The organism is Micrococcus sp. FDAARGOS_333, from assembly GCF_002206575.2.
Classification (GTDB): Bacteria; Actinomycetota; Actinomycetes; order Actinomycetales; family Micrococcaceae; genus Micrococcus; species Micrococcus lylae.
The window spans coordinates 2470987-2496746 of sequence record NZ_NJFJ02000001.1 but is presented as its reverse complement, the minus strand read 5'-3'; the positions used below and the strand labels follow the sequence as shown (position 1 = coordinate 2496746).

24 protein-coding genes are annotated in these 25760 nt (G+C 72.6%); 14 read left to right on the top strand and 10 right to left on the bottom strand.

All coding sequences use genetic code 11. The features are described 5' to 3' along the window. Window positions 1-18: 18 nt before the first annotated feature. The 5 genes from CEQ11_RS11140 to CEQ11_RS11120 are packed head-to-tail and all read right to left on the bottom strand — an operon-like array spanning window position 19 to window position 2217. Complete coding sequence (locus CEQ11_RS11140) at window positions 19-351, bottom strand: hypothetical protein (RefSeq protein WP_088478641.1); 333 nt, start codon at window positions 349-351, stop codon at window positions 19-21. Between the two features lie 38 nt (window positions 352-389). Continuing rightward, window positions 390-725 (bottom strand): hypothetical protein, encoded by a 336-nt coding sequence (locus tag CEQ11_RS11135; RefSeq protein ID WP_088478640.1) that lies wholly within the window; start codon window positions 723-725, stop codon window positions 390-392. Further along, window positions 718-1116 (bottom strand): DUF192 domain-containing protein, encoded by a 399-nt coding sequence (locus CEQ11_RS11130; RefSeq protein ID WP_227718854.1) that lies wholly within the window; start codon window positions 1114-1116, stop codon window positions 718-720. The genes CEQ11_RS11135 and CEQ11_RS11130 overlap by 8 nt, the downstream gene beginning before the upstream one ends. 29 nt (window positions 1117-1145) lie before the next feature. Further along, window positions 1146-1535: a hypothetical protein gene (locus CEQ11_RS12780; RefSeq protein ID WP_127913491.1), complete on the bottom strand. Its 390-nt coding sequence runs from the start codon at window positions 1533-1535 to the stop codon at window positions 1146-1148. 4 nt (window positions 1536-1539) lie between these two features. After that, the gene (locus CEQ11_RS11120; protein ID WP_088478637.1) at window positions 1540-2217 is read right to left on the bottom strand and encodes a ParA family protein; all 678 of its coding nucleotides are present in this window, start codon (window positions 2215-2217) and stop codon (window positions 1540-1542) included. Window positions 2218-2245: 28 nt separating this feature from the next. Between CEQ11_RS11120 and CEQ11_RS11115 the strand changes: the two genes are divergently transcribed. The 3 genes from CEQ11_RS11115 (at window position 2246) to CEQ11_RS11100 (ending at window position 5439) form a co-directional block, all read left to right on the top strand. After that, a complete protein-coding gene (locus CEQ11_RS11115) occupies window positions 2246-3010 on the top strand; it encodes an IS6-like element IS6100 family transposase (protein ID WP_001389365.1) in 765 nt (254 codons plus the stop codon). A 41-nt stretch (window positions 3011-3051) separates the two neighbouring features. After that, window positions 3052-4584: a hypothetical protein gene (locus tag CEQ11_RS11105; RefSeq protein ID WP_193763024.1), complete on the top strand. Its 1533-nt coding sequence runs from the start codon at window positions 3052-3054 to the stop codon at window positions 4582-4584. Between the two features lie 177 nt (window positions 4585-4761). Further along, window positions 4762-5439 (top strand): tyrosine-protein phosphatase, encoded by a 678-nt coding sequence (locus CEQ11_RS11100; RefSeq protein WP_193763023.1) that lies wholly within the window; start codon window positions 4762-4764, stop codon window positions 5437-5439. Between the two features lie 13 nt (window positions 5440-5452). Here CEQ11_RS11100 and CEQ11_RS11095 read toward each other — a convergent pair whose 3' ends face one another. Continuing rightward, window positions 5453-7732, bottom strand: coding sequence for a S9 family peptidase (locus CEQ11_RS11095; protein WP_088478634.1), 2280 nt, complete (start codon window positions 7730-7732; stop codon window positions 5453-5455). A 190-nt stretch (window positions 7733-7922) separates the two neighbouring features. Between CEQ11_RS11095 and CEQ11_RS11090 the strand changes: the two genes are divergently transcribed. Further along, entirely contained in the window at window positions 7923-8306 is a 384-nt protein-coding gene (locus CEQ11_RS11090; RefSeq protein WP_227718853.1) for a transglycosylase family protein, read from the top strand. Window positions 8307-8402: 96 nt separating this feature from the next. Here the strand turns inward: CEQ11_RS11090 and CEQ11_RS11085 are convergent, their stop codons facing one another. Together CEQ11_RS11085 and CEQ11_RS11080 are read right to left on the bottom strand one after the other, a co-directional pair. Beyond that, complete coding sequence (locus tag CEQ11_RS11085) at window positions 8403-9146, bottom strand: 3-hydroxyacyl-CoA dehydrogenase (RefSeq protein WP_088478633.1); 744 nt, start codon at window positions 9144-9146, stop codon at window positions 8403-8405. A gap of 44 nt (window positions 9147-9190) precedes the next feature. Next, window positions 9191-10663: an NCS2 family permease gene (locus tag CEQ11_RS11080; protein ID WP_067188569.1), complete on the bottom strand. Its 1473-nt coding sequence runs from the start codon at window positions 10661-10663 to the stop codon at window positions 9191-9193. 80 nt (window positions 10664-10743) lie between these two features. Here CEQ11_RS11080 and CEQ11_RS11075 point away from each other — a divergent pair, with 80 nt between their 5' ends. Together CEQ11_RS11075 and CEQ11_RS11070 are read left to right on the top strand one after the other, a co-directional pair. Beyond that, entirely contained in the window at window positions 10744-12045 is a 1302-nt protein-coding gene (locus tag CEQ11_RS11075) for an MFS transporter (RefSeq protein WP_088478632.1), read from the top strand. 17 nt (window positions 12046-12062) lie between these two features. Further along, complete coding sequence (locus CEQ11_RS11070; protein WP_067188566.1) at window positions 12063-12386, top strand: YciI family protein; 324 nt, start codon at window positions 12063-12065, stop codon at window positions 12384-12386. Between the two features lie 29 nt (window positions 12387-12415). On the opposite strand, the gene CEQ11_RS11065 is transcribed toward CEQ11_RS11070, so the two are convergent. Further along, window positions 12416-12880, bottom strand: a complete 465-nt coding sequence (locus CEQ11_RS11065; protein ID WP_088479026.1) for an Lrp/AsnC family transcriptional regulator — start codon at window positions 12878-12880, stop codon at window positions 12416-12418. A 205-nt stretch (window positions 12881-13085) separates the two neighbouring features. Between CEQ11_RS11065 and CEQ11_RS11060 the strand changes: the two genes are divergently transcribed. Genes CEQ11_RS11060 through CEQ11_RS11050 form a run of 3 tightly spaced genes read left to right on the top strand, consistent with a single transcriptional unit; the run spans window position 13086 to window position 16770 of the window. Beyond that, window positions 13086-14246, top strand: coding sequence for a thiamine pyrophosphate-dependent enzyme (locus CEQ11_RS11060; protein WP_227718851.1), 1161 nt, complete (start codon window positions 13086-13088; stop codon window positions 14244-14246). A gap of 2 nt (window positions 14247-14248) precedes the next feature. Then, complete coding sequence (locus tag CEQ11_RS11055) at window positions 14249-15298, top strand: alpha-ketoacid dehydrogenase subunit beta (RefSeq protein WP_088478631.1); 1050 nt, start codon at window positions 14249-14251, stop codon at window positions 15296-15298. Next, complete coding sequence (locus CEQ11_RS11050) at window positions 15295-16770, top strand: dihydrolipoamide acetyltransferase family protein (protein ID WP_088478630.1); 1476 nt, start codon at window positions 15295-15297, stop codon at window positions 16768-16770. The genes CEQ11_RS11055 and CEQ11_RS11050 overlap by 4 nt, the downstream gene beginning before the upstream one ends. Before the next feature lie 168 nt (window positions 16771-16938). Here the strand turns inward: CEQ11_RS11050 and CEQ11_RS11045 are convergent, their stop codons facing one another. Continuing rightward, window positions 16939-17871 (bottom strand): phosphatase PAP2 family protein, encoded by a 933-nt coding sequence (locus tag CEQ11_RS11045; RefSeq protein ID WP_067188560.1) that lies wholly within the window; start codon window positions 17869-17871, stop codon window positions 16939-16941. 128 nt (window positions 17872-17999) lie between these two features. Here CEQ11_RS11045 and CEQ11_RS11040 point away from each other — a divergent pair, with 128 nt between their 5' ends. From CEQ11_RS11040 to CEQ11_RS11020, 5 genes are all read left to right on the top strand, one after another. After that, on the top strand, window positions 18000-18611 hold the full coding sequence (locus tag CEQ11_RS11040) for a hypothetical protein (protein ID WP_088478629.1): 612 nt from the start codon (window positions 18000-18002) through the stop codon (window positions 18609-18611). A gap of 91 nt (window positions 18612-18702) precedes the next feature. After that, on the top strand, window positions 18703-19776 hold the full coding sequence (locus CEQ11_RS11035) for an o-succinylbenzoate synthase (RefSeq protein WP_088478628.1): 1074 nt from the start codon (window positions 18703-18705) through the stop codon (window positions 19774-19776). Between the two features lie 277 nt (window positions 19777-20053). Further along, window positions 20054-22189, top strand: a complete 2136-nt coding sequence (locus CEQ11_RS11030; protein ID WP_088478627.1) for a PhoX family phosphatase — start codon at window positions 20054-20056, stop codon at window positions 22187-22189. Window positions 22190-22372: 183 nt separating this feature from the next. Beyond that, the gene (gene menD / locus CEQ11_RS11025; protein ID WP_088479025.1) at window positions 22373-24322 is read left to right on the top strand and encodes a 2-succinyl-5-enolpyruvyl-6-hydroxy-3-cyclohexene-1-carboxylic-acid synthase; all 1950 of its coding nucleotides are present in this window, start codon (window positions 22373-22375) and stop codon (window positions 24320-24322) included. Then, window positions 24319-25752 carry a geranylgeranyl reductase family protein gene (locus CEQ11_RS11020; RefSeq protein WP_088478626.1) on the top strand — a complete coding sequence of 478 codons (1434 nt, stop codon included), beginning with the start codon at window positions 24319-24321 and terminating at the stop codon, window positions 25750-25752. Before menD ends, CEQ11_RS11020 begins: the two co-directional genes overlap by 4 nt. Window positions 25753-25760: the final 8 nt, after the last annotated feature.

Below are 25760 nucleotides of genomic sequence, written 5' to 3'. Positions count from 1 at the left end.
GGAACCTTCGCGGCAAGGTCACCAGACGTCGGTCGGGTCGGAGATGCGCTGGCATGCTCCCTGCCATATCCAGCACCGCAACGTCTCACCGTCGATCGTCACTTGCACGCCCACGGCGTCGGCTGTCCAGCGCTTCACCTGGACGACGCACCGCACGTTGGTGTCCCCGAACTGGAGCCACGCATGCCCCCATATCGTCAGCTGCTCGGGAACGATCGTGAGGGGCTGCGCATGCAATCGCAGCTGGACGCGATCGAGGGTGCGCAGCGGCCCACGCTTGCGCGCCTCGCGCAGCTCGCGCTCTTCGCCCCTCTGCGCCGCCAGGTGCGGGTAGCGCTTGTTCGTTCCCACTGAGACATCGTCCCGGGAACATCGGACGCTGAGGGGGCCTACTCAGCGTTGTCCTTCGGCTTGCCGGGTCGGGGCCAGGGCCAGGCGTCGACGACGGCCCACAGCTCGGCCGACGATCGCGAAACGATCATGTCGGGCCGGCTCTCAGCCACCACGGCGTCAAGGAACCAGGAGGCATCGCGCAGCGCGTCGGTGTAGCCGGAGTGGCCGCGGGCGACAGCTCCCATGATTGCCGCGATCTTCATTGCCTGGCGCACGGTGATCTGCACCGGGAGGTCATCGCCCTCGTGAGCCCCGTTGACCGTGCGCTGGAACGCCTCGGCTACTTTCAGCTCGTACTCCGGGTCTGCGGGGTCGATCAGATTCTCACTCATCGGTGCTCCTTCGTTCTACTGCGGCGCCCACTGTCGTCTGCGCGAAAGTGCCGGCGGGGGCTTCGAGGATCGCATCTACGATCCCTGGGGATGGTTCTCGGGGGCATGGGTCCGTGGAGCACGGCTGGAGCGTCACAACGCCCGTCACGCGCCCGTCGCGGATCCATACGACGTCGAGCGGTACGCGGGTGTCCTGCATCCAGACCTCTGTGCGCTGTGCGGGCTCGAGCGGGAACCACATGCCGGTGCCGTCCGGCACGCTGTCCCGCCCGCTGAGCCCTTCGCGCTGCGCGTCGGTGCTCGTTGCTTGTTCGGCGGTGATCGTCACACCGTCGATGGTCACGCGCAGCTCGTCGACGTCGGCGGCACAGCCGGTGAGGATGATCGCCACGGCGGCCGCGACCGCGGCCGCGGCACGCTTCATTCCAGGGGCCGGCCCACGGGACCGGTGCCGGGAGGCATCGGCTCGAAGTGCTCGCCGTCGTTGAATTCACGCTCCAGCGACTCGACGAGGCCCATCACGCCGTGCAGCTGCATGTCGGTCATGTTCCGCCAGCGGTACTTGTCGCGACCGGCGTAGAACGCGGCGCGGATGCGGCCGTCCTGGTCGCTGTCCGCGTAGTAGTTCATCTTCGTGCGCGTCGGCTTCTTCGCTGCTACTCCCCCGGCCTTCGTCGGCGTCGGGGCGGGTGCTGCGGGTGCGACTGCAGCCGGCGCCGGAGTCGGCTGTGCCGCCGGCACTGCCTGGGTGTTGACGGGCGTCTGCCCGCTGAGCGCGGACGTGCGGCGCTCGGTTCGCTTCGCGGCCATGTGCTTAATTCCTTCCGGTGAGCTGCGTGAGGTATCCGTCGTAGATCGCTGCGAGCTCGCGCGCATCAGCGTCGCCTTCGTCGAGCCCGATCGATTCTTCGGTGGCGTCTGCGATCGCCTGGCGCTTCGGCACGGGCGGGGTGAGCAGCGGGAGGCCGCGCGCCTCGGCGGCCGCCTCGATTTCGCCGGCCCAGTGGCCGCCGCCGACCGTTCGAGACTCGTGCTGGTTGAGCACGACGCCGGCGACGCGCAGCCGGGGGTTGTAGCTCTGCTGTACCTGCGTGATGGTGTCGAGCAGCTTCGCGAGCCCGTTGGCGCTCCAGAGCTTCGTCTGCGTGACGACGAGCGCGCCGTCAGCGGCCGTGAGCGCGTTGATGACGAGCTGGTCGAGGTTCGGGCCACAGTCGATCAGGATGAGGTCGTAGTCGCCGCGCACAGCCTCCAGGGCACGGCTCAGCCGTCCCTCACGGGCGGCTCCAGCGACCACGAGCTGATCGCGCACCACACCGAGCGTCTCCCCCGTCGTCGGCACGACGTCGAGCCCTTCCCAGATTCCCGGCACGATGACGTCTGCGATGGTGTCGGGCGTGTACTCGCTGAGCACGTCGGCCAGCCCCGGCTCCGTCTCTCCGACGTCCTCGGTCAGGACGGCTCTGTTGCAAAAATCGTGAAGCTTGAGCATGCTTGGCGGAGATTGGACGGACGGAACGATGACGGATTTCAAGTGGCGCCATTTCCAGGGTGATGTGATCCTGTGGGCGGTGCGCTGGTATTGTCGCTATCCGATCAGCTATCGCGACCTTGAGGAAATGCTGGCGGAACGCGGCATTTCGGTCGACCATACGACGATCTATCGCTGGGTCCAGTGCTACGCCCCGGAGATGGAGAAGCGGCTGCGCTGGTTCTGGCGGCGTGGCTTTGATCCGAGCTGGCGCCTGGATGAAACCTACGTCAAGGTGCGGGGCAAGTGGACCTACCTGTACCGGGCAGTCGACAAGCGGGGCGACACGATCGATTTCTACCTGTCGCCGACCCGCAGCGCCAAGGCAGCGAAGCGGTTCCTGGGCAAGGCCCTGCGAGGCCTGAAGCACTGGGAAAAGCCTGCCACGCTCAATACCGACAAAGCGCCGAGCTATGGTGCAGCGATCACCGAATTGAAGCGCGAAGGAAAGCTGGACCGGGAGACGGCCCACCGGCAGGTGAAGTATCTCAATAACGTGATCGAGGCCGATCACGGAAAGCTCAAGATACTGATCAAGCCGGTGCGCGGTTTCAAATCGATCCCCACGGCCTATGCCACGATCAAGGGATTCGAAGTCATGCGAGCCCTGCGCAAAGGACAGGCTCGCCCCTGGTGCCTGCAGCCCGGCATCAGGGGCGAGGTGCGCCTTGTGGAGAGAGCTTTTGGCATTGGGCCCTCGGCGCTGACGGAGGCCATGGGCATGCTCAACCACCATTTCGCAGCAGCCGCCTGATCGGCGCAGAGCGACAGCCTACCTCTGACTGCCGCCAATCTTTGCAACAGAGCCTGCGCCTGGCCGCCCGCGACGCGGACCGCAACCGCGGCCGCACCGTGCCGGTCACGGCCGCGATGGGCGCCGCCGCGGCGATCGCCGTGCTCGCCCTGTCCCTGACGGCCGTCACCATGAAGCCCTTCTCCGGCAGCGGTGACGCCCTGCCGGACACCGTGGCCCTGATGGCCGTCCCGGACCCGGAGCAGGTGGAGGCCGAGCTGGAGCGGCTGCGGGAGGAGAACCCGGACATCGACCAGGAGTGGCTCGGGTTCACCGGCGGCCCGGACCGTGCCGCCGAGGTCCTGCGCCGGGCGGCCCAGGAGACCGAGATGCCCCCGGTCACCGCCGTGGACGAGGTCCTCGGCGCCGTCCCGGACTGCGAGGTCCCCGGCTCCGCCGACTGCGAGTCCCTCGGCCTCACCTACCCGGCGTCCTCGCACTGCCATCTGCCGACCCCGGGCCAGGAGCATGCCGTCGAACGCATGGACGAGCTCTACCGCGTCACCTCCGAGGCCGACCTGCAGCAGGCCCGCGCCTGCGCCTGGGGCCATGACCCGTTCTCCGCGAGCCCCGGCTCCTCCGGCAACAGCATCGACACCGGCCAGGACATCCTCGTGGTGGACCCGGACCGTCCCGAGACCATGCCGCGGGCACTGCTCGCGGACGACGACGCCCGCCGCGCCCTCACCGGCGGCAGGGTGGTGGTCTACGACCCGGAGTATGTGGGCGAGGACGGCACCGTGGACCTCGGCTCCTACACCGAGGACGTCGCCCGGGCCGAGGGCATCGTGGACGAGGGCAACGCGCAGGCGATGGCCTGGGACCCGAGCGCCGGCACCTACCTGGACGGTCAGCCGGACACCGGCCAGGACGCGGCCTTCGGCATGCTCGTGAACGCCCCCGCCGGCACCGCCCTGTGGGAGCCCGAGCAGAGCATCCGCCCGAAGGCCCACGTGGCCCCGGCGGCGTCCGCCGTCGGCTGGCGGGCCGTGGTGCCGCAGCACCTGCTGTCCGAGCTCGGCCACGAGGCCGGCACCTGGGGCCTGGCCGTGACCTTCGCCGAGGCGCCGACGGTGGCCCAGTGGGAGGACCTCAACGAGGCCCTCGGCAAGGAGGGCCTGCTGACGAGCGGACACCAGTCCGCCGCGGCCGGCCTGGACGTGGACAGGATCCTCTGGGGGATCGCCCTGGTGGCCGCCCTGGTGCTGGTCACGGTCTCGGGCATCACCACGGGCCTGGCCCTGACCGACTCGCGCCGGGACGGCCAGATCATGGACGCCGTCGGCGCCGCCCCGGGCACCCGCCGGAGGCAGGCGGCCGCCCAGGCCGGTGTGGCCGCGGGGCTCGGTGCGGCGCTCGGCCTGGTGGTCGGCGCCCTGCCGGCACTGTCCATGGGCACCTGGCTGACCACCGGGTACACGTGGATGCCGTGGCCCCAGCTGGCCGTGGTCCTGCTCGGCGGGCCGGTGCTGGCCGCCGCGCTCGCCTGGCTGCTGGTGCCCGGCCGGATGCCGGCCCGGGAGCGCCGGGCCTGAGTCGGAGGGTGAGGGGCGGGCCCGAGCCGAGGGTTTCCCCCGCGGGCCCGCTCCGACCGGCCCGCGGGGGAATCCTCTCGGCGGGACCCGTCCGACATGCCCCCCCGGCCGGGTCCCTTCCGACATGACCCTTCCGGCAGGGTCCCCGGCAGGGTCCCGCCGGATACCGTGGCAGGCATGCAGAGCCCTCCTGTTCCCGTCCACTGGGACGGCGCCGTCAACGCCTGGACCGTCCGTCCGGGGCTGCACCGCATGGGCCGCGCCGAGTGGCTGACCGGCCGGGGCTGGGCGGAGCTCGCGGAGGCGGGGGTCTCCGCCGTGATCGACCTGCGCATGCCGCAGGAGGTCAAGCGGCGTGAGCATGACCCGGAGCACTCCGGCCTGCCGGACGGGATCGTGTGGGAGAACCACCCGATCGAGGACGCCGAGGACCACGTGTTCCGGGCACGCGTCGACCCGTACCCGAACCACCCGGCCCACTACCCGGCCCTGCTGGAGCGCTACCCGGAGCGCATCGGCGCCGCCCTTGCCCGCACGCTGGCGGCGATGCAGGCCGGCGGAGCGGTGCTGCACTGCTCTGCGGGACGGGACCGCACCGGCCTGCTCACCGCCCTGCTGCTGCAGCTGCCCGAGCTGCCCGGAGGCGCCGCGGACCGCGCGGAGCAGCACGCCGTCTACACCGCCGGGGTCCGCGGGATCAACGACTACCGCCGCACCGCCGTGGTCCCGCATCCCTACGAGCGGTACGTCCCGCCGCAGGACTGGGAGGACCACCTCGCCGAGCGGCTCGCGGCCCTGGACGAGGTCCTCGACGCCTGGCCCGCCGAGCGGGTGCGGGCGCTCCTGCCGCGGTAGGGCAGGTCCGCCCTCAGCCGTCGAGGCGCCGGGTGGCCCCCAGGGCGGTGAGGACGAACGCGTACTCCCACGCGGTGTCCTTCCATCCCTGGTACCGGCCCGATGCGCCGCCGTGGCCGCCGTCCATCTCGGTGCGCAGCAGGATCGGGGAGCCGCCCTCGGCCAGGGCAGTGGACTGGTCGCTGGTGACGGTGCGGCGCAGCTGCGCCACCCACTTGGCCGGCTCCACGTAGAGCACGCGGGTGTCGTTGAGGCTGGTCACCGCGGCGATCGCCGGGTACGCGGTCTCGCGCACGTTCTGATACGGCGTGTAGGCCTTCATGTACTCGTAGACCGTCCGGTCCTCGATCGGGTTGCCCCACTCCTCCCACTCCAGGGCGGACAGCGGCAGGTCCGGGTCGAGGATGGAGGTGAGGGCGTCCACGAACGGCACCACGGCCAGGCAGGCGCGGTACAGCTCCGGGGCCAGGTTCACCACGGCACCCATGAGCAGGCCGCCGGCGGAGCCGCCGTGGCAGGCGATGCGGTCCGGGTCCACCCAGCCGGAGCCCACCAGGTGGCGCGTGGCGTCCACGAAGTCGGTGAAGGAGTGGGCCTTGGCCAGCTTCTTGCCGTCCTCGTACCAGCCGCGGCCGAGCTCGCCGCCGCCGCGCACGTGGGCCACCGCGTAGACGAGGCCGCGGTCCAGCAGGGACAGGCGGGCCACGCCGAGGATCGGGTCCATGGACATCTCGTAGGAGCCGTAGCCGTAGACCAGGCACGGGTTCGTCCCGTCCTGCTGCAGGTCCCGGCGGCGGATCACCGTGAGCGGGATCTGCACGGGCTCGCCGTCCGGGCCGGGGGCCGAGGAGGTCGCCCACTGGCGCTCCACGACGTAGTCGGCCGGGTCGTGGCCGGGGACCTCCACCTCGCGGCGCAGGTGCACCTCGCCGGTCTCCGTCTCCACGTCCAGCACGCGGGCCGGGGTGATCCAGGAGGTGTACGCCAGGCGCAGGAACGGGGACTCCCAGGAGGCCCAGGCCAGATGGCAGGCGTAGAGCTCCTCGTCGAACTCCGGCTCGGCGAAGGCCATGCCGGTGCCGCAGGCCAGGTCCTCGAGTCGGCCGACGAGCACCCGCGGGGTGGTCTCGCGCCGGACGGAGACGGCCACATGGGTGGAGGTGACCATGGCGCCGTCCACCTTGACCTCGGCGCGGTGGGGGAGCACGGTCCTCCAGGCGGTGCGGTCGGCCACCTCGTCCTCGGGTACCAGGGACAGGATCCCGTTCGGCGCCGCGGCACCCTCGGCGTCCCGGTCGTGCACGATCAGCAGGTGGCGGCGGCCGTCCAGGTCGAACGGCTCCACGGAGGCCAGCATCGCGTCCGTGCGCGGGATCAGCAGCCGCGGGGACGGGACCTCGGCGCCGGCGTCTTCGGGCAGGTCGATGACCCAGGTCTCGGAGACCTCGGAGTTGCCGACGCCGATCAGCAGCTGGGACCGGTCCGCCACGCCCTCGAAGCCGGTCCACATGCCCGGGTCCTTCTCCTCGAAGAGCAGGCGGTCCTGGGCGGGGTCCTGGCCGAGGGTGTGGACCATGACGCGGTAGGGGCGCCAGGAGGAGTCCCACAGCGTGTAGAAGACGCGGGTGCCGGTGCGGTCGAAGCGGACGTCGTGGGCGATGTCCTCCACCACGTCGTCCAGCTCCTGCCCGGTGCGCAGGTCGCGCACCCGCAGGGTGAAGCGCTCGTCGCCCGCGTTGTCCACCGCGTAGGCCAGCAGGTTCCCGTCCGGGGAGACGTGCATGCCGCCCAGGGAGAAGAAGGGCTTGCCCTCGGCCTCGGCGTTGCCGTCCAGCAGGACCTGCTCGCCGGCCAGCGGCACGCCGGCCTCGATGGTCGGCGGGGTCCAGTCCGAGAGGCGGTCGCCGGTGTCCTGCGCGGGCACGCGGCACTGCACGGCGTACTGCCTGCCCTCCTCGGTGCGGGCGAAGTACCACCAGCCGTCGCGGCGGACCGGCACGGACTGGTCGGTCTCCACGGTGTGCGCCTTGATCTCCCCGTAGATCGCATCGCGCAGCTGCTCCTGGTCCGCGGTGACGGCCTCGGTGTAGGCGTTCTCCGCCTGCAGGTGCTCCAGGACCTCGGGCGAGGTCTTCGCGCGCATCCATTCGAAGTCGTCGGTGAAGGAGTCCCCGTGGTGGGTGCGGGTCACCGGCCTCGTGACGGCGACCGGCGGGGCGGGACGGTCAGAGGGGGCAGGGCGGTCGGCCGGGGCGCCGGCGCCGCAGACGGGCTGCTGAGTGGTCTCGGTCATGCCTGCCATCCCATCACACGGCCCCTGCGGTGGCGCACGTCACCGCGGTCCAGCGCATGTCCAGAGGACTCTGACCGGCGGTGGAGTCCAGGGAAAGTCCGCGCTCAATCGCGGGAGGCATCGTGGAGGGCTTCGTCGCCGGCCGCGACGAGAACCCGACCCTGGACCCGAACAGAAGGAGCATCCGACTGTGACGACCGCGCACGAGAAGACCTCGCCCCGCACCACCGGTGCGCTGTCCCGCCTGCGCCGCCCGGCGGCCCTGGGCGCCGCCTCGGCCGCCGCCGCGGCCCTCGTGGGAGCCGCCCCGGCCCAGGCCGCGGACACCGGCATCCCGGTGCTGGAGGAGATCAAGCAGTGCGAGTCCGGTGGCGACTACACCGCCCACAACCCGACCTCCTCGGCCTCGGGCGCCTACCAGTTCCTGGACATGGTCTGGCAGTCCACGGACGCCGGCACCGGCTACGCCTCAGCCGACGCCGCCCCGGAGCACGTGCAGGACGCCGCGGCGGTGGAGCTCTACGAGGAGTGGGGCACCTACCCGCGGCTGCCCTCGGCCCACTGCTGGGCCTGACCCGACGGTCACACGAACGGCCGCCCGCCTTCCGAACGGAAGGCGGGCGGCCGTCGTCGTGCCTGCCTGCGGGGCACGGGCCCCGGGCGGTGCCGGTCAGCGCGGGGCCATGCGCACCGCGCCGTCGAGGCGGATGACCTCACCGTTGAGCATGCGGTTCTCGATGATGTGCTTGGCCAGGGCCGCGTACTCCTCCGGGGTGCCCAGGCGGGAGGGGAACGGGATCTGCTCGGCCAGGGAGGCCTGCGCCTTCTCCGGGAGTCCGGCCATCATCGGGGTCCAGAAGATGCCCGGGGCGATGGTCACGACGCGGATGCCGTTGCGGGCGAACTCGCGGGCCAGCGGCAGGGTCATCGCGGCCACGCCGCCCTTGGAGGCCGAGTAGGCGGCCTGGCCGATCTGGCCGTCGAAGGCGGCCACGGACGCGGTGTTGATGATGACGCCGCGCTCGCCGTCCTCGCCCGGCTCGTTCTGCGCCATGGCCTCGGCGGCCAGGCGGATCACGTTGAAGGTGCCGATGAGGTTGATGTTGATGGTGCGCGTGAAGTTCTCCAGCGGCAGCACGCCCTCGCGGCCGAGGGTCTTCTCGGCGGTGGCGATGCCGGCGCAGTTGACCACGCCGGCCAGCGGCGCGCCCTGCTCGGTGGCGACCTTGACGGCGTTCGCCACCTGCTCCTCGTTCGTCACGTCCGTCTCGACCATCACGGCGCCCTCCGGGGCCTGGCCCTTGAGGTCCACGACGACCACCTTCGCGCCCTCGGCCAGCAGGGCCTGGGCGGTGGCGGCGCCGAGGCCCGAGGCGCCTCCGGTGACGATGAACGTGCGGTCCTTGAACTGCATGGATGTCCTCCGTGGTCAGTGGGGGTCGGTGGTTCCGGTCACACTCAGCCTAGCCCGAGGACTCCGCGGAAAACGCCCATGCCGAAGTAGAAGACGAAGGCGAGGGCCACGAGCCACAGCAGCGGGTGGACCTCCTTCGCCCGGCCCTGGCCGGTGCGGATCACGGCGTAGGCGATCATGCCGGCGCCGATGCCGTTGGCGATCGAGTAGGTGAACGGCATGAGGATGAAGGTGAGGAAGGCCGGGAAGGCGGCGCCCCAGTCGTTCCAGTCGATGTCCACAGCCTGGGAGGCCATCATGAAGCCGACCACCACGAGCGCAGGGGCCACGGCCTCGAACGGCACCAGGTGGATCAGCGGGGTGAGGAACATGGCGAGCAGGAACAGCACGCCCGTCACCACGGAGGCGATGCCGGTGCGGGCGCCCTCGCCGATGCCGGTGCCGGACTCCACGAAGATCTGGTTGGCCGAACCCGAGGCGCCGCCGCCTCCGGCCACGGCCAGGGCGTCCACCATGAGCACGCGGTTCAGATCCGGGATGGAGCCGTCCGGATTCACGGTGCCGGCCTCGCGGGCCAGGCCCACCGAGGTGCCCATGGCATCGAAGAACACGGACAGCAGGATGGCGAACACCAGCAGCGCGGCCATGAGCCCGCCGACCTCCTGGAACGCGCCGAACAGGCTGACCTGGCCGAGCAGGGACAGGTCCGGGGCGGTCCACTCCGGCATGGACGGGGCCACCAGGGACCAGCCGGTGGGGTTGGCGTTGCCGGCGTCGTCCACGGACGGGCCGATGTGGAAGACGGCCTCCAGGACGTTGGCCAGCACGGTGGCGGCCACGATGCCGATGAGGATGGCGCCGCGCACCTTCCGGATCACCAGGACTGCGGTCAGCGCGAGGCCCACGATGAACACGAGGACCGGCCAGCCCTCGAGCTCGCCGCCGGTGCCCAGGCCGACGGGGACGGTGGTGCCGGCGGCGTCCGGGAGGCGGCGCACGAAGCCGGCGTTGACCAGGCCGATCAGGGCGATGAACAGGCCGATGCCCACCACGATGCCCGTCTTCAAAGCCGGCGGCACCGCGTCGAACACCGCACGGCGGAATCCGGTGGCCACGAGCACGGCCATGATCAGGCCGGCGAGCACCACCAGGCCCATGATGGACGGCCAGGTCAGGCCCGGCGTGGTGGCGATCGTGATGGACAGGAACGCGTTGATGCCCAGGCCCGCGGCGAGCGCGAACGGGTGCCGTGCCCACAGGCCCATGACGATGGTGAAGATGCCGGCCGCCAGTGCGGTGACGGCGGCGACGCGGGGGATGCCGAGCTCGCCGCCGGCCGAATCCGTCCCGGACAGCACGAGCGGGTTCAGCACGATGATGTAGCTCATCGCCAGGAAGGTGGCGAGGCCGCCGCGGAACTCCTGCCCGAGGGTGGAGCCGCGCTCGGTGAGGCGGAAGTAGCGGTCGAGGGCGCCGCGGCCGGAGGCGGTTCCGGCGGGGGCTGCGGAGGAGGGCATGCGAGGCATGGGCCCATCGTAGTGAGGCGCGTGGACGTGCCTGCGAGCCGTGACGCCGCGGGGAGTAGGCTCGCCCCTTGATGACTTCCCGGCACCACGACGACGGCTCCGCCCCCTCCCCGCGCGGCGGCCCCCTGGCGGGGGCCTTCCAGATCTACGCGCCCTCCACCGTCTATGCGATCGGCCTGGGTGCGATGATGCCGGCGGTGGCCACGGCGGCCCTCGACTTCGGTGCGGCGCCCGCGTTGGCGGCCGCGGTGGTGGTGCTGATCGGCGTCGGCGGCCTGCTGATGAACGGCCCGGCCGCGCTGCTGGTCTCCCGGGTGGGGGAGCGGCGGACGATCATCGCGTCCGCGTTCCTCGGTGCCGCCGCCGCGCTGCTGGCCTGGGGGACCACGTCCCGCTGGCACGAGGCGGCCGGCCTGCCCCAGCAGTGGGGTCTGCCGCTGCTGCTGGCGGGGGTGTTCATGGTCGGGGCGGCCGGCTCCGGGTTCAACCTGGCCCGGCAGTCCTATCTGGCGGCCGCGGTCCCGGTGACGTACCGGGCGCGGGCGATGTCCCTGCTCGGCGGCACCATCCGCATCGGCACCCTCGTGGGCCCCTTCCTCGGCGCCGGCCTGCAGTCCTGGATGGGCCTGCCCGGTGCGTTCGCGGCCGCCGCCGTGGCCATGGCCGTGGGCGTGGGCATGAGCTTCTTCATCGACGAGCTCGAGGAGGAGGAGCAGGCCCTGGACACCCAGGGCATCCCGCTGCCGGCCGAGACCCTACGGCACATGGCCGCCACGCACGTGAAGCTGCTGTCCACCGTGGGCCTGTGCGTGATGACGCTGTCCGCCACCCGCGTCTGCCGTGCCGCGGTGGTGCCGCTGTGGGCGGCGCACCTGGAGATCGACCCGGCCACCACGTCCCTGATCTTCGGCCTCTCCGCCCTTGTGGACGTGCTCATGTTCTACCCGTCCGGCTGGCTCATGGACCGCTTCGGACGCCGTGCCGTGGCCGTGCCCTGCCTGGGCGTGATGGCCGTGGGCTTCGCGCTGATCCCGCTGAGCGACTCGTTCGTCACCCTGCTCTGCGCGTCGCTGCTGGTCGGCCTGGGCAACGGCTTCGGCGCCGGCATCGTGATGACCCTCGGCGCCGACTACTCGCCGGCCCACGGCCGGGCGCAGTTCCTGGGTATCTGGCGCATCGTCTCGGACACCGGCATGGTCACCGGTCCGCTGCTGCTGTCCGCGGTGACCGGCGTGGTCGGCCTGGCCGGCGGCATCCTCGCGCTCGCCGGGCTGGCGGCGGCCGGGTCGGTCGGCTTCCGGGTGCTGCTGCCGGGCGGCCCCGGGTCGGTGTACCGTCCGCAGGGCGGCACGGAGTCCCGACGGCGGGCGTGACGTGCCACACTGACGCCATGACCGTCTTCGCCGTGCACTACACCTACACCGACGACTCCGCCGGCCGCGACGCCCACCGCGCCGATCACCGGGCCTTCCTGCGCTCGCTGGCCGCGGACGGGGTCGTGCTGCTCGCCGGCGCGTACCCGGAGCAGGAGGGCGTCCAGCCCGCCGCGCTGCTGGTGCTCCGCGCCGACTCCGCGGACGACGCCCGCATCGCCCTCGCGGAGGACCCCTTCCAGAAGGAAGGCCTGGTGGCCACCGTGGACGTCCGGCCGTGGGCGCCGCCGATGGGCGCCTGGGTCGAGGGCGACGACGCCCCGCTCGCCGGCCGCTTCTGAGGCCCGGTCCCGGGGCACGGTCCCGGGACTCAGCTCCGCTCGGGGCGGTCCTCCAGGTATCGGGCGGAGGTGTGGTCCTCGAAGATCATGTACGTCTGAGTGTCCACCACGCCGGGCAGTGCCTGCAGGTGCTCGAACACCACCCGGCGCAGGTCCGCGATGTTCCGGGCCCGCACCATGATCATCACGTCCATGTTGCCGCCGACCAGGGACACCTGGCTGACCTCCGGGATGGCCAGCAGCTGGGCGCGCAGCTCGCGCCAGTTGTGCTGGCGCAGCTTCAGGGCCACGTGCGCGGAGGCGCCGAAGCCGAGACGTTCCGGGTCCACCGTGACCGTGAAGCCTGTGATGGCGCCGGCGTCCTGCAGCCGGTTCAGACGGGAGTAGCAGTGCGCGCGGGAGACGTGGACGCGCTCGGCGAGGGCGGCGACGGAGAGCCGTCCGTCCCGGCTGAGCTCGGCGATGATCGCGCGGTCCGTGGCGTCCAGTTCCATGGTGTGCACTCTCTCCTCAGATCCTGCCCAGACGCCGTCTCCCGCAGCGGAGAACGGCGGACATCTGTGCGTGTGCCGTACGCCACTCTAACGGAATGTCCATCCAGGGTCCATGAATCAAGCGAACTGTATGCAAGTCATGCCTCTCCGGTGAACAGATTGGCCCGTTCAGGTCAGAATGAGGCGATTCTGGAAAGGAGTGCCCATGAGCCACAACACCGCGTCTGCGCCGCATGACTCGTTCGGCATCACGCTGGAGGAGTACCTGCTGCCGGCGACCCGTCGCATCCAGCTCGTCGCCGAGGACGGCACCGCGCTGTCCCCCGAGGAGCAGGACGTCGAGCCCGGCCACGAGTACCCGATGCCGTCCGACGAGGCCCTGCTGGAGGCCTACCGTCACCTGGTGATCGGCCGCCGCGTGAACGACCAGGCCTACGCCCTCGTGCGTCAGGGTCGCATGGCCGTCTACCCGTCCTCCCACGGCCAGGAGGCCTCCGAGGTCGCCGCCGCCGTCTGCCTGCGCAAGGACGACTGGCTCTTCCCGACCTACCGCGACACCGTGGCCGTGATGTCCCGCGGCGTCCCCGCCACCGAGGTGATGGTCGCCTACCAGGGCACCTGGCACCAGGGCTACGACCCGCAGGAGTACAAGGTCTCCGTGCAGTCCACCCCGCTGACCACCCAGCTGCTGCACGCCGTGGGCCTGGCCAAGGCCGCCCGCCTGCGCGGTGAGGACGTGACCGTGCTTGCCATGGTCGGCGACGGCGGCACCTCCGAGGGCGACTTCCATGAGGCCCTCAACTTCGCCGCCGTGTTCAAGCTGCCGGTGATCTTCTTCGTGCAGAACAACAAGTACGCGATCTCCGTGCCGCTGGCCCGCCAGTCCGCCGCCCCGTCCCTGGCCCACAAGGCCGTGGGCTACGGCCTCGCCGGCGAGCGCGTGGACGGCAACGACCTGGCCGCCCTGCTGGCCGTGCTCGGCCGTGCCGTGGAGCTGTGCCACAACGGCGGCGGCCCCTTCCTGGTCGAGGCGGACACCTACCGCATGCAGTCCCACACCAACGCGGACGACGCCACCCGCTACCGCGAGGACGCCGAGGTGAAGGAGTGGGAGGCCCGCGATCCGCTGCGTCGGATGTCCGCGTTCCTCACCGACCGCGGCGTGCTGACCGACGAGGTCGCCGAGTCCATCACCGCGGACGCGGAGCAGGTCGCCGCCTCGCTGCGTGATGCGATGAACACCGACGTCGAGCTCGACCCGCTGGAGCTGTTCGACCACGTCTACACCGTGCAGACCCCGCAGCTGGCCGCTCAGCGCGCCCAGCTGGCGGAGGAGCTGTCCCGTTCCGAGACCAAGGAGGCCTGAGCATGGCGAACCTGACCTTCGCGGCCGCGCTGAACGCGGCCCTGGCCGATGAGATGGCCGCGGACGACTTGGTGGTCGTCTTCGGTGAGGACGTGGGCACCCTCGGCGGCGTCTTCCGCATCACCGACGGCCTCACCCAGCGCTTCGGCGACGACCGCTGCTTCGACACCCCGCTGGCCGAGTCCGGCATCGCCGGCATGGCCGTGGGCATGGCCCTCGGCGGCGCCCGCCCGGTGATCGAGATGCAGTTCGACGCGTTCGCGTATCCGGCCTTCGAGCAGATCGCCTCGCACGTGGCCAAGATGCGCAACCGCACCATGGGCGCCACGCCCATGCCGATCACCATCCGCATCCCCTACGGCGGCGGCATCGGCGGCGTGGAGCACCACTGCGACTCCTCCGAGTCCTACTACGCCCACACCCCGGGGCTGAAGGTCTACACCCCGGCCACCGTGGCCGACGCCTACCTGATGCTGCGCTGGGCGGTCCGCTCGGACGACCCGGTCGTCTTCATGGAGCCGAAGAAGCTCTACTGGTCCAAGGCCGACCTGGACCTGGACGAGCTGCGCGCCGAGTTCGAGGCCCGCTGGGCCGAGGCCGAGAAGGCCGAGACCGACGCCGAGGGCTGGGCGCGCGCCGCCGTGGCCCGCACCGGCACCGACGTCACCCTGGTGTCCTACGGCCCGTCCGTGCCCACCTGTGTGGCCGCGGCCAAGGCCGCCGAGGAGGAGGGCTGCTCGGTGGAGGTCGTGGACCTGCGCACCATCAACCCGCTGGACGAGGCGACCATCGTGAGGTCGGTGACCAAGACCGGCCGCGCCGTCGTCGTGGCCGAGCCGCAGGGCTTCGCCTCCGTGGCCTCCGAGCTGGTGGCCCGGATCCAGAAGGAGTGCTTCCACTCACTGGCCGCCCCGGTGCTGCGCGTGACCGGCTGGGACATCCCGTACCCGGCGCCGAAGCTCGAGGAGCACCACCTGCCGAACGTCGACCGCATCCTCGATGCCATCGACGACCTGAACTGGGACCTGGACTCTGAGGAGGCCGACGCATGAGCAAGACCTTCAACCTGCCCGACCTGGGCGAGGGCCTGACCGAGGCGGACCTGGTCCGCTGGCTCGTGGCCGAGGGCGACGAGGTCGCCGTGGACCAGCCGATCGCCGAGGTGGAGACCGCCAAGGCGCTCGTGGAGGTGCCGTGCCCGTTCGAGGGCACCGTCCTCACCCTGCACGGCTCCGAGGGCGAGACCATGGAGGTCGGCCTGCCGCTGATCACCGTCGGCGAGGCCGGGGAGACCGACGGCGGCGCCGATGCCGGCCCCGCCGCGGACGAGCGGCCCGGCGCGCTGTCCTACCGCGAGGAGGAGCGCGCGGGCGTCATGGAGCCCGGCACGGGCCAGCCCGCCCCGGACAGGGCCCGGGGCGGCGACGGCGACGTCGCCGGCTCGGACGAGGAGGCCTCCGGCAACGTCCTGATCGGCTACGGCACCTCCGGCCACGGCGCCAAGGGCCGCACCCGCCCGTCCAAGCGCAAGCGCGGCCGGGGCAGGGCGACGACGGTCCCCGCCTCGTCCTCGCCGGCCGCCTCCGGCTCGGGGCAGGCCCCGCGCGTGGTGTCACCGATCGTGCGCAAGCTCGCCCGGGACAACGGTGTGGACGTCGCGACCCTCACCGGCACCGGCCCCGAGGGGCTGATCACCCGCGCCGATGTGATGGGTGCGATCTCCGGCGGCGCCTCCGCCCCGGCCCAGGCCGCCCCGGCGGCATCCTCCGCCCCGGCCGCCTCCGGCGCCGTGGGCGAGCAGGACTCGCGCTCGGGCCTGCGCATCCGTGAGCGCACCCCCATCACCGGCGTGCGCAAGGCGATCGCGGACCAGATGGCCCGGTCCCGCCGCGAGGTCCCCGAGGTCACCGCGTGGATGGACGTGGACGTCACCGGCCTGCTGGAGCTCCGTCAGGCGCTCAAGGCGAAGGATCCGGAGAACGCCCCGTCGCTGCTCGGCCTGATCGCCCGCTTCACCGTCGCCGGCCTGCGCAAGTACCCGGTGATGAACGCCCGCATCGAGACCGGTGCGGACGGCAGGGAGGAGATCGTCGAGTTCGAGGGCGTCAACCTCGGCCTCGCCGTGCAGACCGACCGCGGCCTGATGGTCCCGTCCATCGAGCACGCCGAACGTCTCTGTGCCGCGGAGCTGAACGCCGCGATCGCCGAGACCGTGGGCCGGGCCCGCGAGGGCAAGGCCTCCCCGGCCGAGCTGACCCGCGGCACCTTCACCCTGAACAACTACGGTCCGCTGGGCACCGACGGCGCGACTCCGATCCTCAACATCCCCGAGGTGGGCATGCTGGGCATCGGCCGCATCATCGACCGCCCGTGGGTCGTGGACGGGCAGATCCAGGTCCGCAAGGTCACCGAGATGACCGTGACCTTCGACCACCGCGTCACCGACGGCGCCACGGCCTCCGCGTTCCTCACGTTCGTGGCCGGCTGCCTGAACGATCCGACCGCGGCCCTGGCCGAGATCTGATCGGACCCCGCCTGCGGGGGCGGGGCACCCTTCCAGGGCGGGCGGGCCCGGGAGGCGACCTTCACCGGTCGCCTCCCGGGCCCGTCGTCGTACCTGCGCAGTGGGACGAGGACGGCGAGGGCCGTCGCCGGAGGGCGGTGCCGTCGTCGGGAGGGGACGAGGAGGGGCTCAGAAGGCGCGCGCGTACGGGCGCGGACGCCGGCGGGTGCGGCGGCGCTGCCAGCGGCGCTCATGGCGCAGCGACGTGACCAGCGCGGCCCAGGCGAGCGGGGCCGGGGTCACGCAGATGACCACGCCGGCGGTGAGGGCGATCGGGCCGGGGGAGGGGCTGGGGTCCGCCGTGGACACGGCCATGCCCAGCAGCACGGCCGAGGCGGCCACGCCCAGGATGCCGGCGGCCCACAGGACCACCTCGCAGGTGGTGGGGGAGGCCGTCTGGCCGCGGTCGATCCCGTCCTCGCGCTGGACGAACGGGGCGGCGAGGAAGGCCCAGCCTGCGGCCACCGCGATGGCCGCGACCATGTCCGACGGGCGGTGCCAGGCCTCCAGGAACGCCGCGGAGGAGATCACCCCGGTCAGCACGGCGCCGACGAGCGCGGCGAGCGGACGCCAGCGCACGGGGGCGGTCAGCAGGAGGACCGCGGCGGCGGTGGCGGCCAGGGTCGTGTGCCCGGACGGCAGAGAGTTGCCCACCACATAGGGGACGCCGTTGTCGAAGTAGGGGCGTTCCAGGCCGTGCTTGAGGACCTGGGTGGTGACGTTCGCGCCGACCGCCGCGGCCACCACGGCCACGGCGGACTGCCAGCGGCGGCGGGACAGCTGCACCGCGACGCCCAGCGCCGCGCAGCCCAGGGCCACGTACGGGGCGTACGTGAGGGCGGTGGTGGCCGGGGACGGACCGAACGCGTCGCCGGGCGCCGGCTCCACGGCCTGGAACGCGCGGTACTCGAGGACCTGGCCGGTGCTCGATCTCACGAACGTCTGGAACACGGCGACCACCGCGAGGGCACACAGCAGCGCTCCGAGCAGCCACAGCCACCAGCGGGTGGGGCGGGGGCCGGCCGGAGCCGGGTGCGCGGACTCGAACGGGTCGGGGTGCATGTCTCCATCATGGCGGTCCCGCCTGGGAAACCCTGTGACGGAACACGCCACCTTCCCTTCACGGAATGCTCACCGGCCCGTCCCCTCACCTGGGGGCAGGGTTCGCCGGGGCGTGTGAGCCTGACGGCATGCAGCCCGCAGCCTCCGCCCCCGCCCCGTCCTCCGCCGCCCTCGCCGCCGCACGGGACGCCCTGGCCGTGCACGGGCCGGTCTTCCGCCAGGAGCCGATCGAGTGGGGCTCCGAAGAGCCGCTCGCCCCGGCGCTGGCCGCCTACTACCGCCAGGTGGGGCCGGGCTGGGTGGAGGTGGACACCCTGGGGCTTCCCTTCCTGTTCTTCCCGCTCGAGCGCCTCTGGGACGAGCAGGCCGGCTTCCGCTGGTCCCGCCGCACGGGCGCCCGCCTGGTCGACTGGAACGACGACTGGACCGTGGTCGCGCTCCAGGGCGGCGACCCGTTCATCCACGAGGCCTCCACCGGCGCGGTCCTCATGGCCGGCGAGGAGGGCTGGGAGGACCGCCTGGACGAGCCGGAGCCCGTGTTCCGGGACCTGGCCGAGATGACCCTGGCCCTGTGCGCGGTGGGGCGTGTGTGGGCCGGCGCCGACGACCCGTTCACCGAGGACTGGAGGCTGACCGAGGAGGTGCTCGGCCAGGTGGTCGGCGCGCTCGAGGGCGTGCTGGGCTCGCACGGGCGCGCGGTGGCCGTGGCCCGGAGGCTCGGGTACCTCGCCGCGCGCTGACGGCCCCGGCGGTGTCCCGACGACGGCCGTCCGCCGTCCGCGTCCGGCCCGCCCGGGCCTGTGGCCGGGGGGCGTTCCTAGACTGGGGAGCATGAGCGCCGACACCGTCCTGCCCCCGCTGCCCGGTGCCCCTGCGGGGCCGTCCCTGCCGAGCGTGGAGGAGCTGCTCGAGCATGCCGTGGCCGTGTCCCTGCCGATGACCGTGAGGTTCCGCGGGACCACCCGGCGGGAGGCGCTGCTGCTGCGCGGACCGGCCGGCTGGGCCGAGTTCTCGCCCTTCCCGGAGTACGGGGACGAGGAGTCCTCGCGCTGGCTGGCCGCGGCGGTCGAGGCAGGCTGGCAGGGCTGGCCGGAGCCTGTGCGGGACGCCGTGCCCGTGAACGCGACTGTCCCGGCGGTGGCCGCCGAGGACGTGGAACGCGTCCTGGCGACGTACGGGGACGGCATCACCGCGGTGAAGGTGAAGGTCGCCGAGCACGGACCGGACGGGCGGCTCGTGGCCGGCTCCCGGGAGGAGGACCTGGCCCGCGTGCGTCGAGTCCGGGAGCTGCTGCCGCAGGCCGCCCTGCGCGTGGACGCCAACATGGGCTGGACGCACGAGCAGGCGGTGGACGTGCTCACCGAGCTCGAGGACGTGGGGCTGGAGTACGCCGAGCAGCCGGTGCCCGGGATCGAGCCGTTGGCCGCCGTGCGCCGAGAGCTGCGCGAGCGCGGAGTGCCCACCCGGATCGCCGCGGACGAGGCCGTGCGCAAGGAGGCCGACCCGCTCGCGGTGGCGCAGGCCGATGCGGCCGACCTGATCGTGGTGAAGGTGCAGCCGCTGGGCGGGGTGCGCCGGGCCGCGGCGATCGTGGAGGCCGCCGGCCTGGACGCCGTGGTCTCGAGCGCGTTGGACACCTCCGTCGGGTTGGCCGGGTCGGCGGCGCTCGCCGCGCACCTGCCCCGACTGCCCTTCGCCTGCGGGCTGGGCACCGGCGCCCTGTTCTCCCGGGACGTCTGCGACCCGGCCTGGACCCCGTCCGGCGGCATGCTGCCCGTCCCCGGCGTGAGCGCGCCCGAGCCGGACCCCGCCCTGCTCGATGCCGTTCGCGCCGACGCGGCGAGCCACGACCGGTGGGCCCGCCGCGTCCACGGCGCGCACGCCGTGCTCGCCGCGCAGCACTGAGGCCGGGCCGAGCGGATCGGCCGTCCGGTACCGACGTCGCCGAGAAGTGCGAGGGCCCGGTCCCTCCGCACCGGGATTACGGCAGGTCATCGTGACGAAAAGTGACTGTTCGCACACGTTCACCTGCCGGTCGTCCAGGTGTCAGCCCACCGTGACGTCGGCCGCACACAGTGGCAGTGGGCGTCGCGCACGGGTACGGCAGCGGCCGTCGTCGTGACGCACCGACACTCCCCGCGGTCCGGACACGGGCCGCCCCCCATGCACCGAAGGGAACGTCATGCTCAAGCGCCTCCTGCCGATGGCCGGCCACACCCGGGGCAACCGCTCCGCCGTCACCTGCGAGCTCAAGTGCGGTAACGCCTGCGCCAAGCCAGTCCCGAACCGTTCCGAGAACGAGACCTTCCGCGACGTCGCGGAGAAGGCCATCTCGCGCCGCATGGCGCTGGGCGGAGGCCTGGCCGCCGCCGTGGTCGTGGGCGCCTCCGTCGCCCGTCCCGAATCCGCCCAGGCGCTCGCCGTGGCCCCGGCCAACGGGTCCAGCGGCGCCGGAACCCTGCCGTTCACCGCCATCAACCCGGTCTCCCGTGTGGTGGACAAGATGACGGTCCCGGCCGGCTATGACCACGGGGTCATCCTCCGCTGGGGCGACCCGCTCTTCGCCGACTCCCCGGAGTTCCAGATCGAGGCCCAGACCGCCGCCGCCCAGGCGAAGCAGTTCGGGTACAACTGTGACTTCCTCGCGGTCCAGGCCGACGACGAGACCGGCCTCACCGGCCTGCTGGTGTCCAACCACGAGTACACCAACGAGAACATCATGTTCTCCCCGGAGTTCATCGAGGCCAACCCGCAGGAGGTCGCCGACATCGGCCTGGCCGCCCACGGCCTCTCCGTGGTGGAGCTGCGCCGCGACTCCGTGGGCAGCAAGTGGGAGTATGTCCGCGGCGGCGCCCGCAACCGCCGCATCACCGGCATGACGGAGTTCACCGTCGACGGCCCGGCCGCCGGCCACGAGCTGCTCAAGACCGCGGAGGACCCGACCGGCACCAAGGTGCTCGGCACCCTCGGCAACTGCGCCGGCGGGTTCACCCCGTGGGGCACCGTGCTCTCCGGTGAGGAGAACTTCGACGGCTACTTCAACGGCCCGGTGACCAACAACGAGGCCCAGGAGCGCATCGGCTACGCCGACGAGCCGACCGCCCGCGGCTGGGAGAAGTTCCACCCGCGCTTCGACCTGCGCAACGAGGGCTACGTCAACGAGGGCAACCGCTTCGGCTGGATCGTGGAGATCGACCCCGAGGACCCGACCTCCACGCCGGTGAAGCACACCATGCTCGGCCGCTTCAAGCACGAGGCCGGCACCGCCGTCGTCGCGGACAACGGCAAGGTGGTCGTCTACTCCGGCGACGACCAGCGCCACGACTACCTGTACAAGTTCGTCTCCGCCGGCACCTACGTGGAGGGCGACAAGAAGCACAACATGGGCCTGCTCTCCGCCGGCACCCTGTACGTGGCGAAGTTCACCGGAGACTCCCCGGCCGCGGAGATCGACGGCAAGGGCACCCTCCCCTCCGACGGTCGCTTCGACGGCTGTGGCGAGTGGATCGCGCTGACCTCGGACACCGAGTCCTTCGTCCCCGGGTTCACCGTGGCCGAGGTGCTCATCAACACCCGCCTGGCCGCGGACAAGGTCGGCGCGACCAAGATGGACCGTCCGGAGGACGTGGAGACCAACCCGGTGAACGGCCGCGTCTACATGGCGCTGACCAACAACAAGGACCGCACCGAGGTGGACGAGGTCAACCCGGTGGTCGGCAACCGCGACGGCCACGTGGTGGAGATGGAGGAGGCCGGCGGAGACCACACCGCCACCTCCTTCGTGTGGAACATCCTGCTGCTGGCAGGCGACCCGCGCATGTCCTCCTCCGTGTACTTCCAGGGCTACCCGAAGGAGAAGGTCTCGCCGATCTCCTGCCCGGACAACCTCGCGTTCGACTCGCGCGGCAACCTGTGGATCTCCACCGACGGTGCCCCCGGCACCATCGGCTACGGCGACGCCCTCCACAAGGTCGTCCTGCGGGGCCCGGACCGGGGCCGCGTGGCCCAGTTCCTGTCCGTGCCGCGCGACGCCGAGACCTGCGGCCCGGTCATCCACGACCTGGACAACTCGGTGTTCGTCAACGTGCAGCACCCGGGTGAGGACGGCGAGTGGGGTGCCCACACCTCCCTGTGGCCCGACCACCTTCCGGCTTCCGGGCCGATCCAGGTGGGGGACAAGGTGCGCGCTCCGCGCCCGTCCGTGGTGCAGGTGTGGCTGGCCGAGGACCAGACCGCCTGGGAGCACCGTTCCGGCATGCACAAGAACGGCGCCTGGAACGATGACCGTCAGTTCACCGCCGACGACGCGGACTGCTGACGCCGTCGACCGCTGACCGCTGACGACGCGGACTGCAAGCCCTCGTCGCCGGCACCTTCCGAGGCCCGGACACCTGGTGTCCGGGCCTCGGCCGTGCCCGCGTGGAGCCCGTTGCGTGCTGGCCCAGCCCCGCACCGCCCGGTCCGTCCGCCGGGGGCGGACCGGCCTAGACTGGTGGGCACCATGACTTCAGCCGACTCCCTGGCCGTGGCGCGCACGGTGGTCCACTCCCTGATCGACGGCGGCATGCGGGAGGTCGTGATCTGTCCCGGCTCCCGCTCGGCCCCTCTCGTGTATGCGCTGGCCGCCTGCGAGCGCGCGGGCGAGGTCCGCCTGCACGTGCGCATCGACGAGCGCTCCGCCGGCTTCCTCGCTCACGGCCTGTCCCTGGGCTCAGGCCGCCCGGTCGGCGTGGTGACCACGTCCGGCTCGGCCGTCGGCAACCTGTTGCCGGCCCTGATGGAGTCCTTCCACGCCGGCACGCGCGTGGTCGCGCTGACGGCGGACCGTCCGGCCGAGATGGTCGGCACCGGTGCCAATCAGACCACCGAGCAGCCGGGGGTCTTCCCGCACCACGTCCGCTTCGCCGCCTCCCTGCACTCCTCACCGGAGGGCGGGCACGACGGCGGAGCGCACCTGACACGCGTCGCCTCCGCCGTCCGTTCGGCCCTCCTGGCCGCCGACGGCTTCCTCGCCTCGGAGGACGGCGGCTCCGTGACCGTCCAGGACGCCCCGTCCGGACCGGTGCACCTGAACCTGCACTTCGCCGAGCCGCTGGTCCCGGATGACGCGGAGGCCGCCCGCATCGGGGCCCTCGCCCCGGGCGGCGCCGAGCACGTCCTGCCGGAGACCGGCCGCGGCGAGGTGCTGGACGCGCACCCGTCGACCGGCACGCTGCCGGACCTCTCCGGCTGCCTGGCCGCCGCGCAGAAGGCCGCGCCCGTGCAGGTGTGGCGTCCTGCCGGCACGGACCTGTCCGGCTTCCCGGAGCTGCAGGTCGCCGGGCGCGCCGAGCGCCGGACCGTGGTGCTCGCCGGGCACGACGCCGGCCCCGTGGCCGCCGCCTTCGCCATGGCCCTCGGCCTGCCGCTGCTGGCCGAGCCCAGCTCCAACGCCCGCTTCAGCGTGAACGCGATCGCGGCCTACCCGCTGCTGCTCGGCCCTGCCGCGGGAGCGGGCGCCGCCGACGGCCCTGCCGGGCACCCGCTGACCGAGCGCATCGACCGGGTGGTCCTCTTCGGCCGCCCCACCCTCACCCGTCCCGTGGCAGCCCTGCTGCGCCGCACGGACGTGGACACCGCCCTCTACGTCCCGGAACCGGCCCCGTGGTTCGAGGCCGGTCGCCGCCGGGAGGAGATCTTCTCCTGTCTGGAGGACCTGGCCGACTTCGCCGGCCAGGGCGAGGCCGGCTGGCTCCACGCCTGGCAGGCCGCCTCCATGCGCGCCCAGTCCGCCGTGGAGGACGTGCTGCTCGGCGTGCAGCCGCGCTCCGGGCTGACCCCGCAGCAGACCGCCCAGATCTGTGCCTCCGTGGTGCACGGGCCGCTGGTGCTCGGATCCTCGTCCGTGATCCGGGACGTGGACCTCACGTGGCGCCCGCCGGCCACCCCGTACAACGAGGTCTACGCCAACCGCGGCCTGGCCGGCATCGACGGCACCGTCTCCACCGCCGCGGGCGTGGCTCTGGCCAGCCAGCGCCGCACCGTGGCCCTGCTCGGCGACCTCACCGCCCTGCACGACGCCGGCGGCCTGCTCGCCGGCACCGACGAGGACGAGCCCGACCTGGACCTCGTGGTGGTCAACGACGCCGGCGGGGCGATCTTCGCCGGCCTCGAGCACGGCCAGGTCGCCCAGGTCCCCGGCATGGGCGGGATCGTCGAGCGCCTGTTCGGCACCCCGCACTCCGTGGACTTCGCCGCCCTCGCCGGGGCCTACGGCGTGCAGCACGTGCCGGCCGCCACTCCCGCCGAGCTCGTCCACGCCCTGTCCGACCACACCGGCGGACGCCGCCTGATCGAGGTCCGCTGCGACCGCGCCGACCGCCCCGGCGTGGCCGCCGCGCTCGCCGAGGCCGTCCGCGCCACCTTCGCCGACGACGGCGCCGGCACCACCGCCACGGAGGTCACCGCATGAACCCCCGGTCCCATGACGGGCACACCGTGCCCGACCCGTCCACAGAGCCCGGCGAGGTGCCCGACGCGGTGCGTGCCGACGTCGTGATCGCCGGAGGCGGACCCGCCGGCGCCACCGCCGCCTGGCACCTGGCGCGGGCGGGCGTGCACGTGGTGGTGCTGGAGAAGACCGCGCACCCGCGGGAGAAGGTGTGCGGAGACGGCCTCACCCCGCAGGCCGTGAAGGAGCTGCAGCTGCTGGGCGTTCCCCACTGCGGCGAAGCCGGGGACGACGGCGGCTGGCAGCGCATCCGCGGCCTGCGCCTGCGCGCCGGCTTCAGGGGCGTGGACGTGCCGTGGCCGACCACCGAGAGCTGGCCGGACTACGCGCTGACCCGCACCCGCCAGGACTTCGACCGCCTGCTCGTGGAGCACGCCCGCACCGCCGGCGCCGACGTGCGTGAGCGCCACGTCGTGCGCTCGGTGCTGCGGGACGAGGCCGGGCGTGTGGTCGGGCTGGCCGCCGAACAGCTGGACGAGCGCGGCCGCAGGACCGGCCGCCGCGTGCACGTGCAGGCCCCGATCACCCTCGCCTGCGACGGCAACTCCACCCGCGCCGCCGTGTCCGCCGGCATCCACCGCCGCGAGGACCGCCCCATGGGTGTGGCCGTGCGCGCCTACTACACCGCCGGTGCCCCCGGACCGGACGGCGCCGTTCCGGCCCTGGCCGGCGACCGCACCGAGTGGATGGAGTCCTGGCTGCGCCTGCCGGACGCGGACGGCAACCCGCTGCCGGGCTACGGCTGGCTGTTCCCCCTGGCCGACGGCACCGTGAACGTCGGACTCGGCATCCTGGACACCTCCCCGCAGTTCGGGAAGCTGGACTACCGGCAGCTGCTGAAGGACTGGACCGGGGCCCTCGAGGCCGACTGGGGCATCGGTGAGGACACCCGGCAGTCTCGGATCCTCGGCGCCGCCCTGCCCATGGCGTTCAACCGCACCCCGCAGCATGTGCCCGGCATGCTCCTGGTGGGCGACGCCGCCGGCATGGTCTCCCCGTTCAACGGCGAGGGCATCGGCTTCGCCATGGAGGCCGCCCGCCACGCCGCGGACCTGGCCGTGCAGGCCCTGGCCGCCGGCACCGCGCGCGGCGCGGACGCCGTGCTGCAGCGCTACCCGGTGCTCACCCAGCACCTCTGGGGCCGCCACTTCCAGCTCGGCCGCCAGTTCGCGAAGCTGATCGGCAATCCGGCCGTGATGCGCGCCGGCCTGGCCCTGGGCATGGCCACGCCGCCGCTGTTCCGCATCGTCGTGCGCATGATGGGCAACCTCGTGGACCCGCGCGGCGGGGACGCCGTGGACCGCCTGGTGCGGCTGCTCGAGACCGCCACGCCCGCGCTGACCACGGCCGACGCGCTGCCGGTGGGGGGACCGGGCCGCGGGGTTGGGTAGGCTTGCAC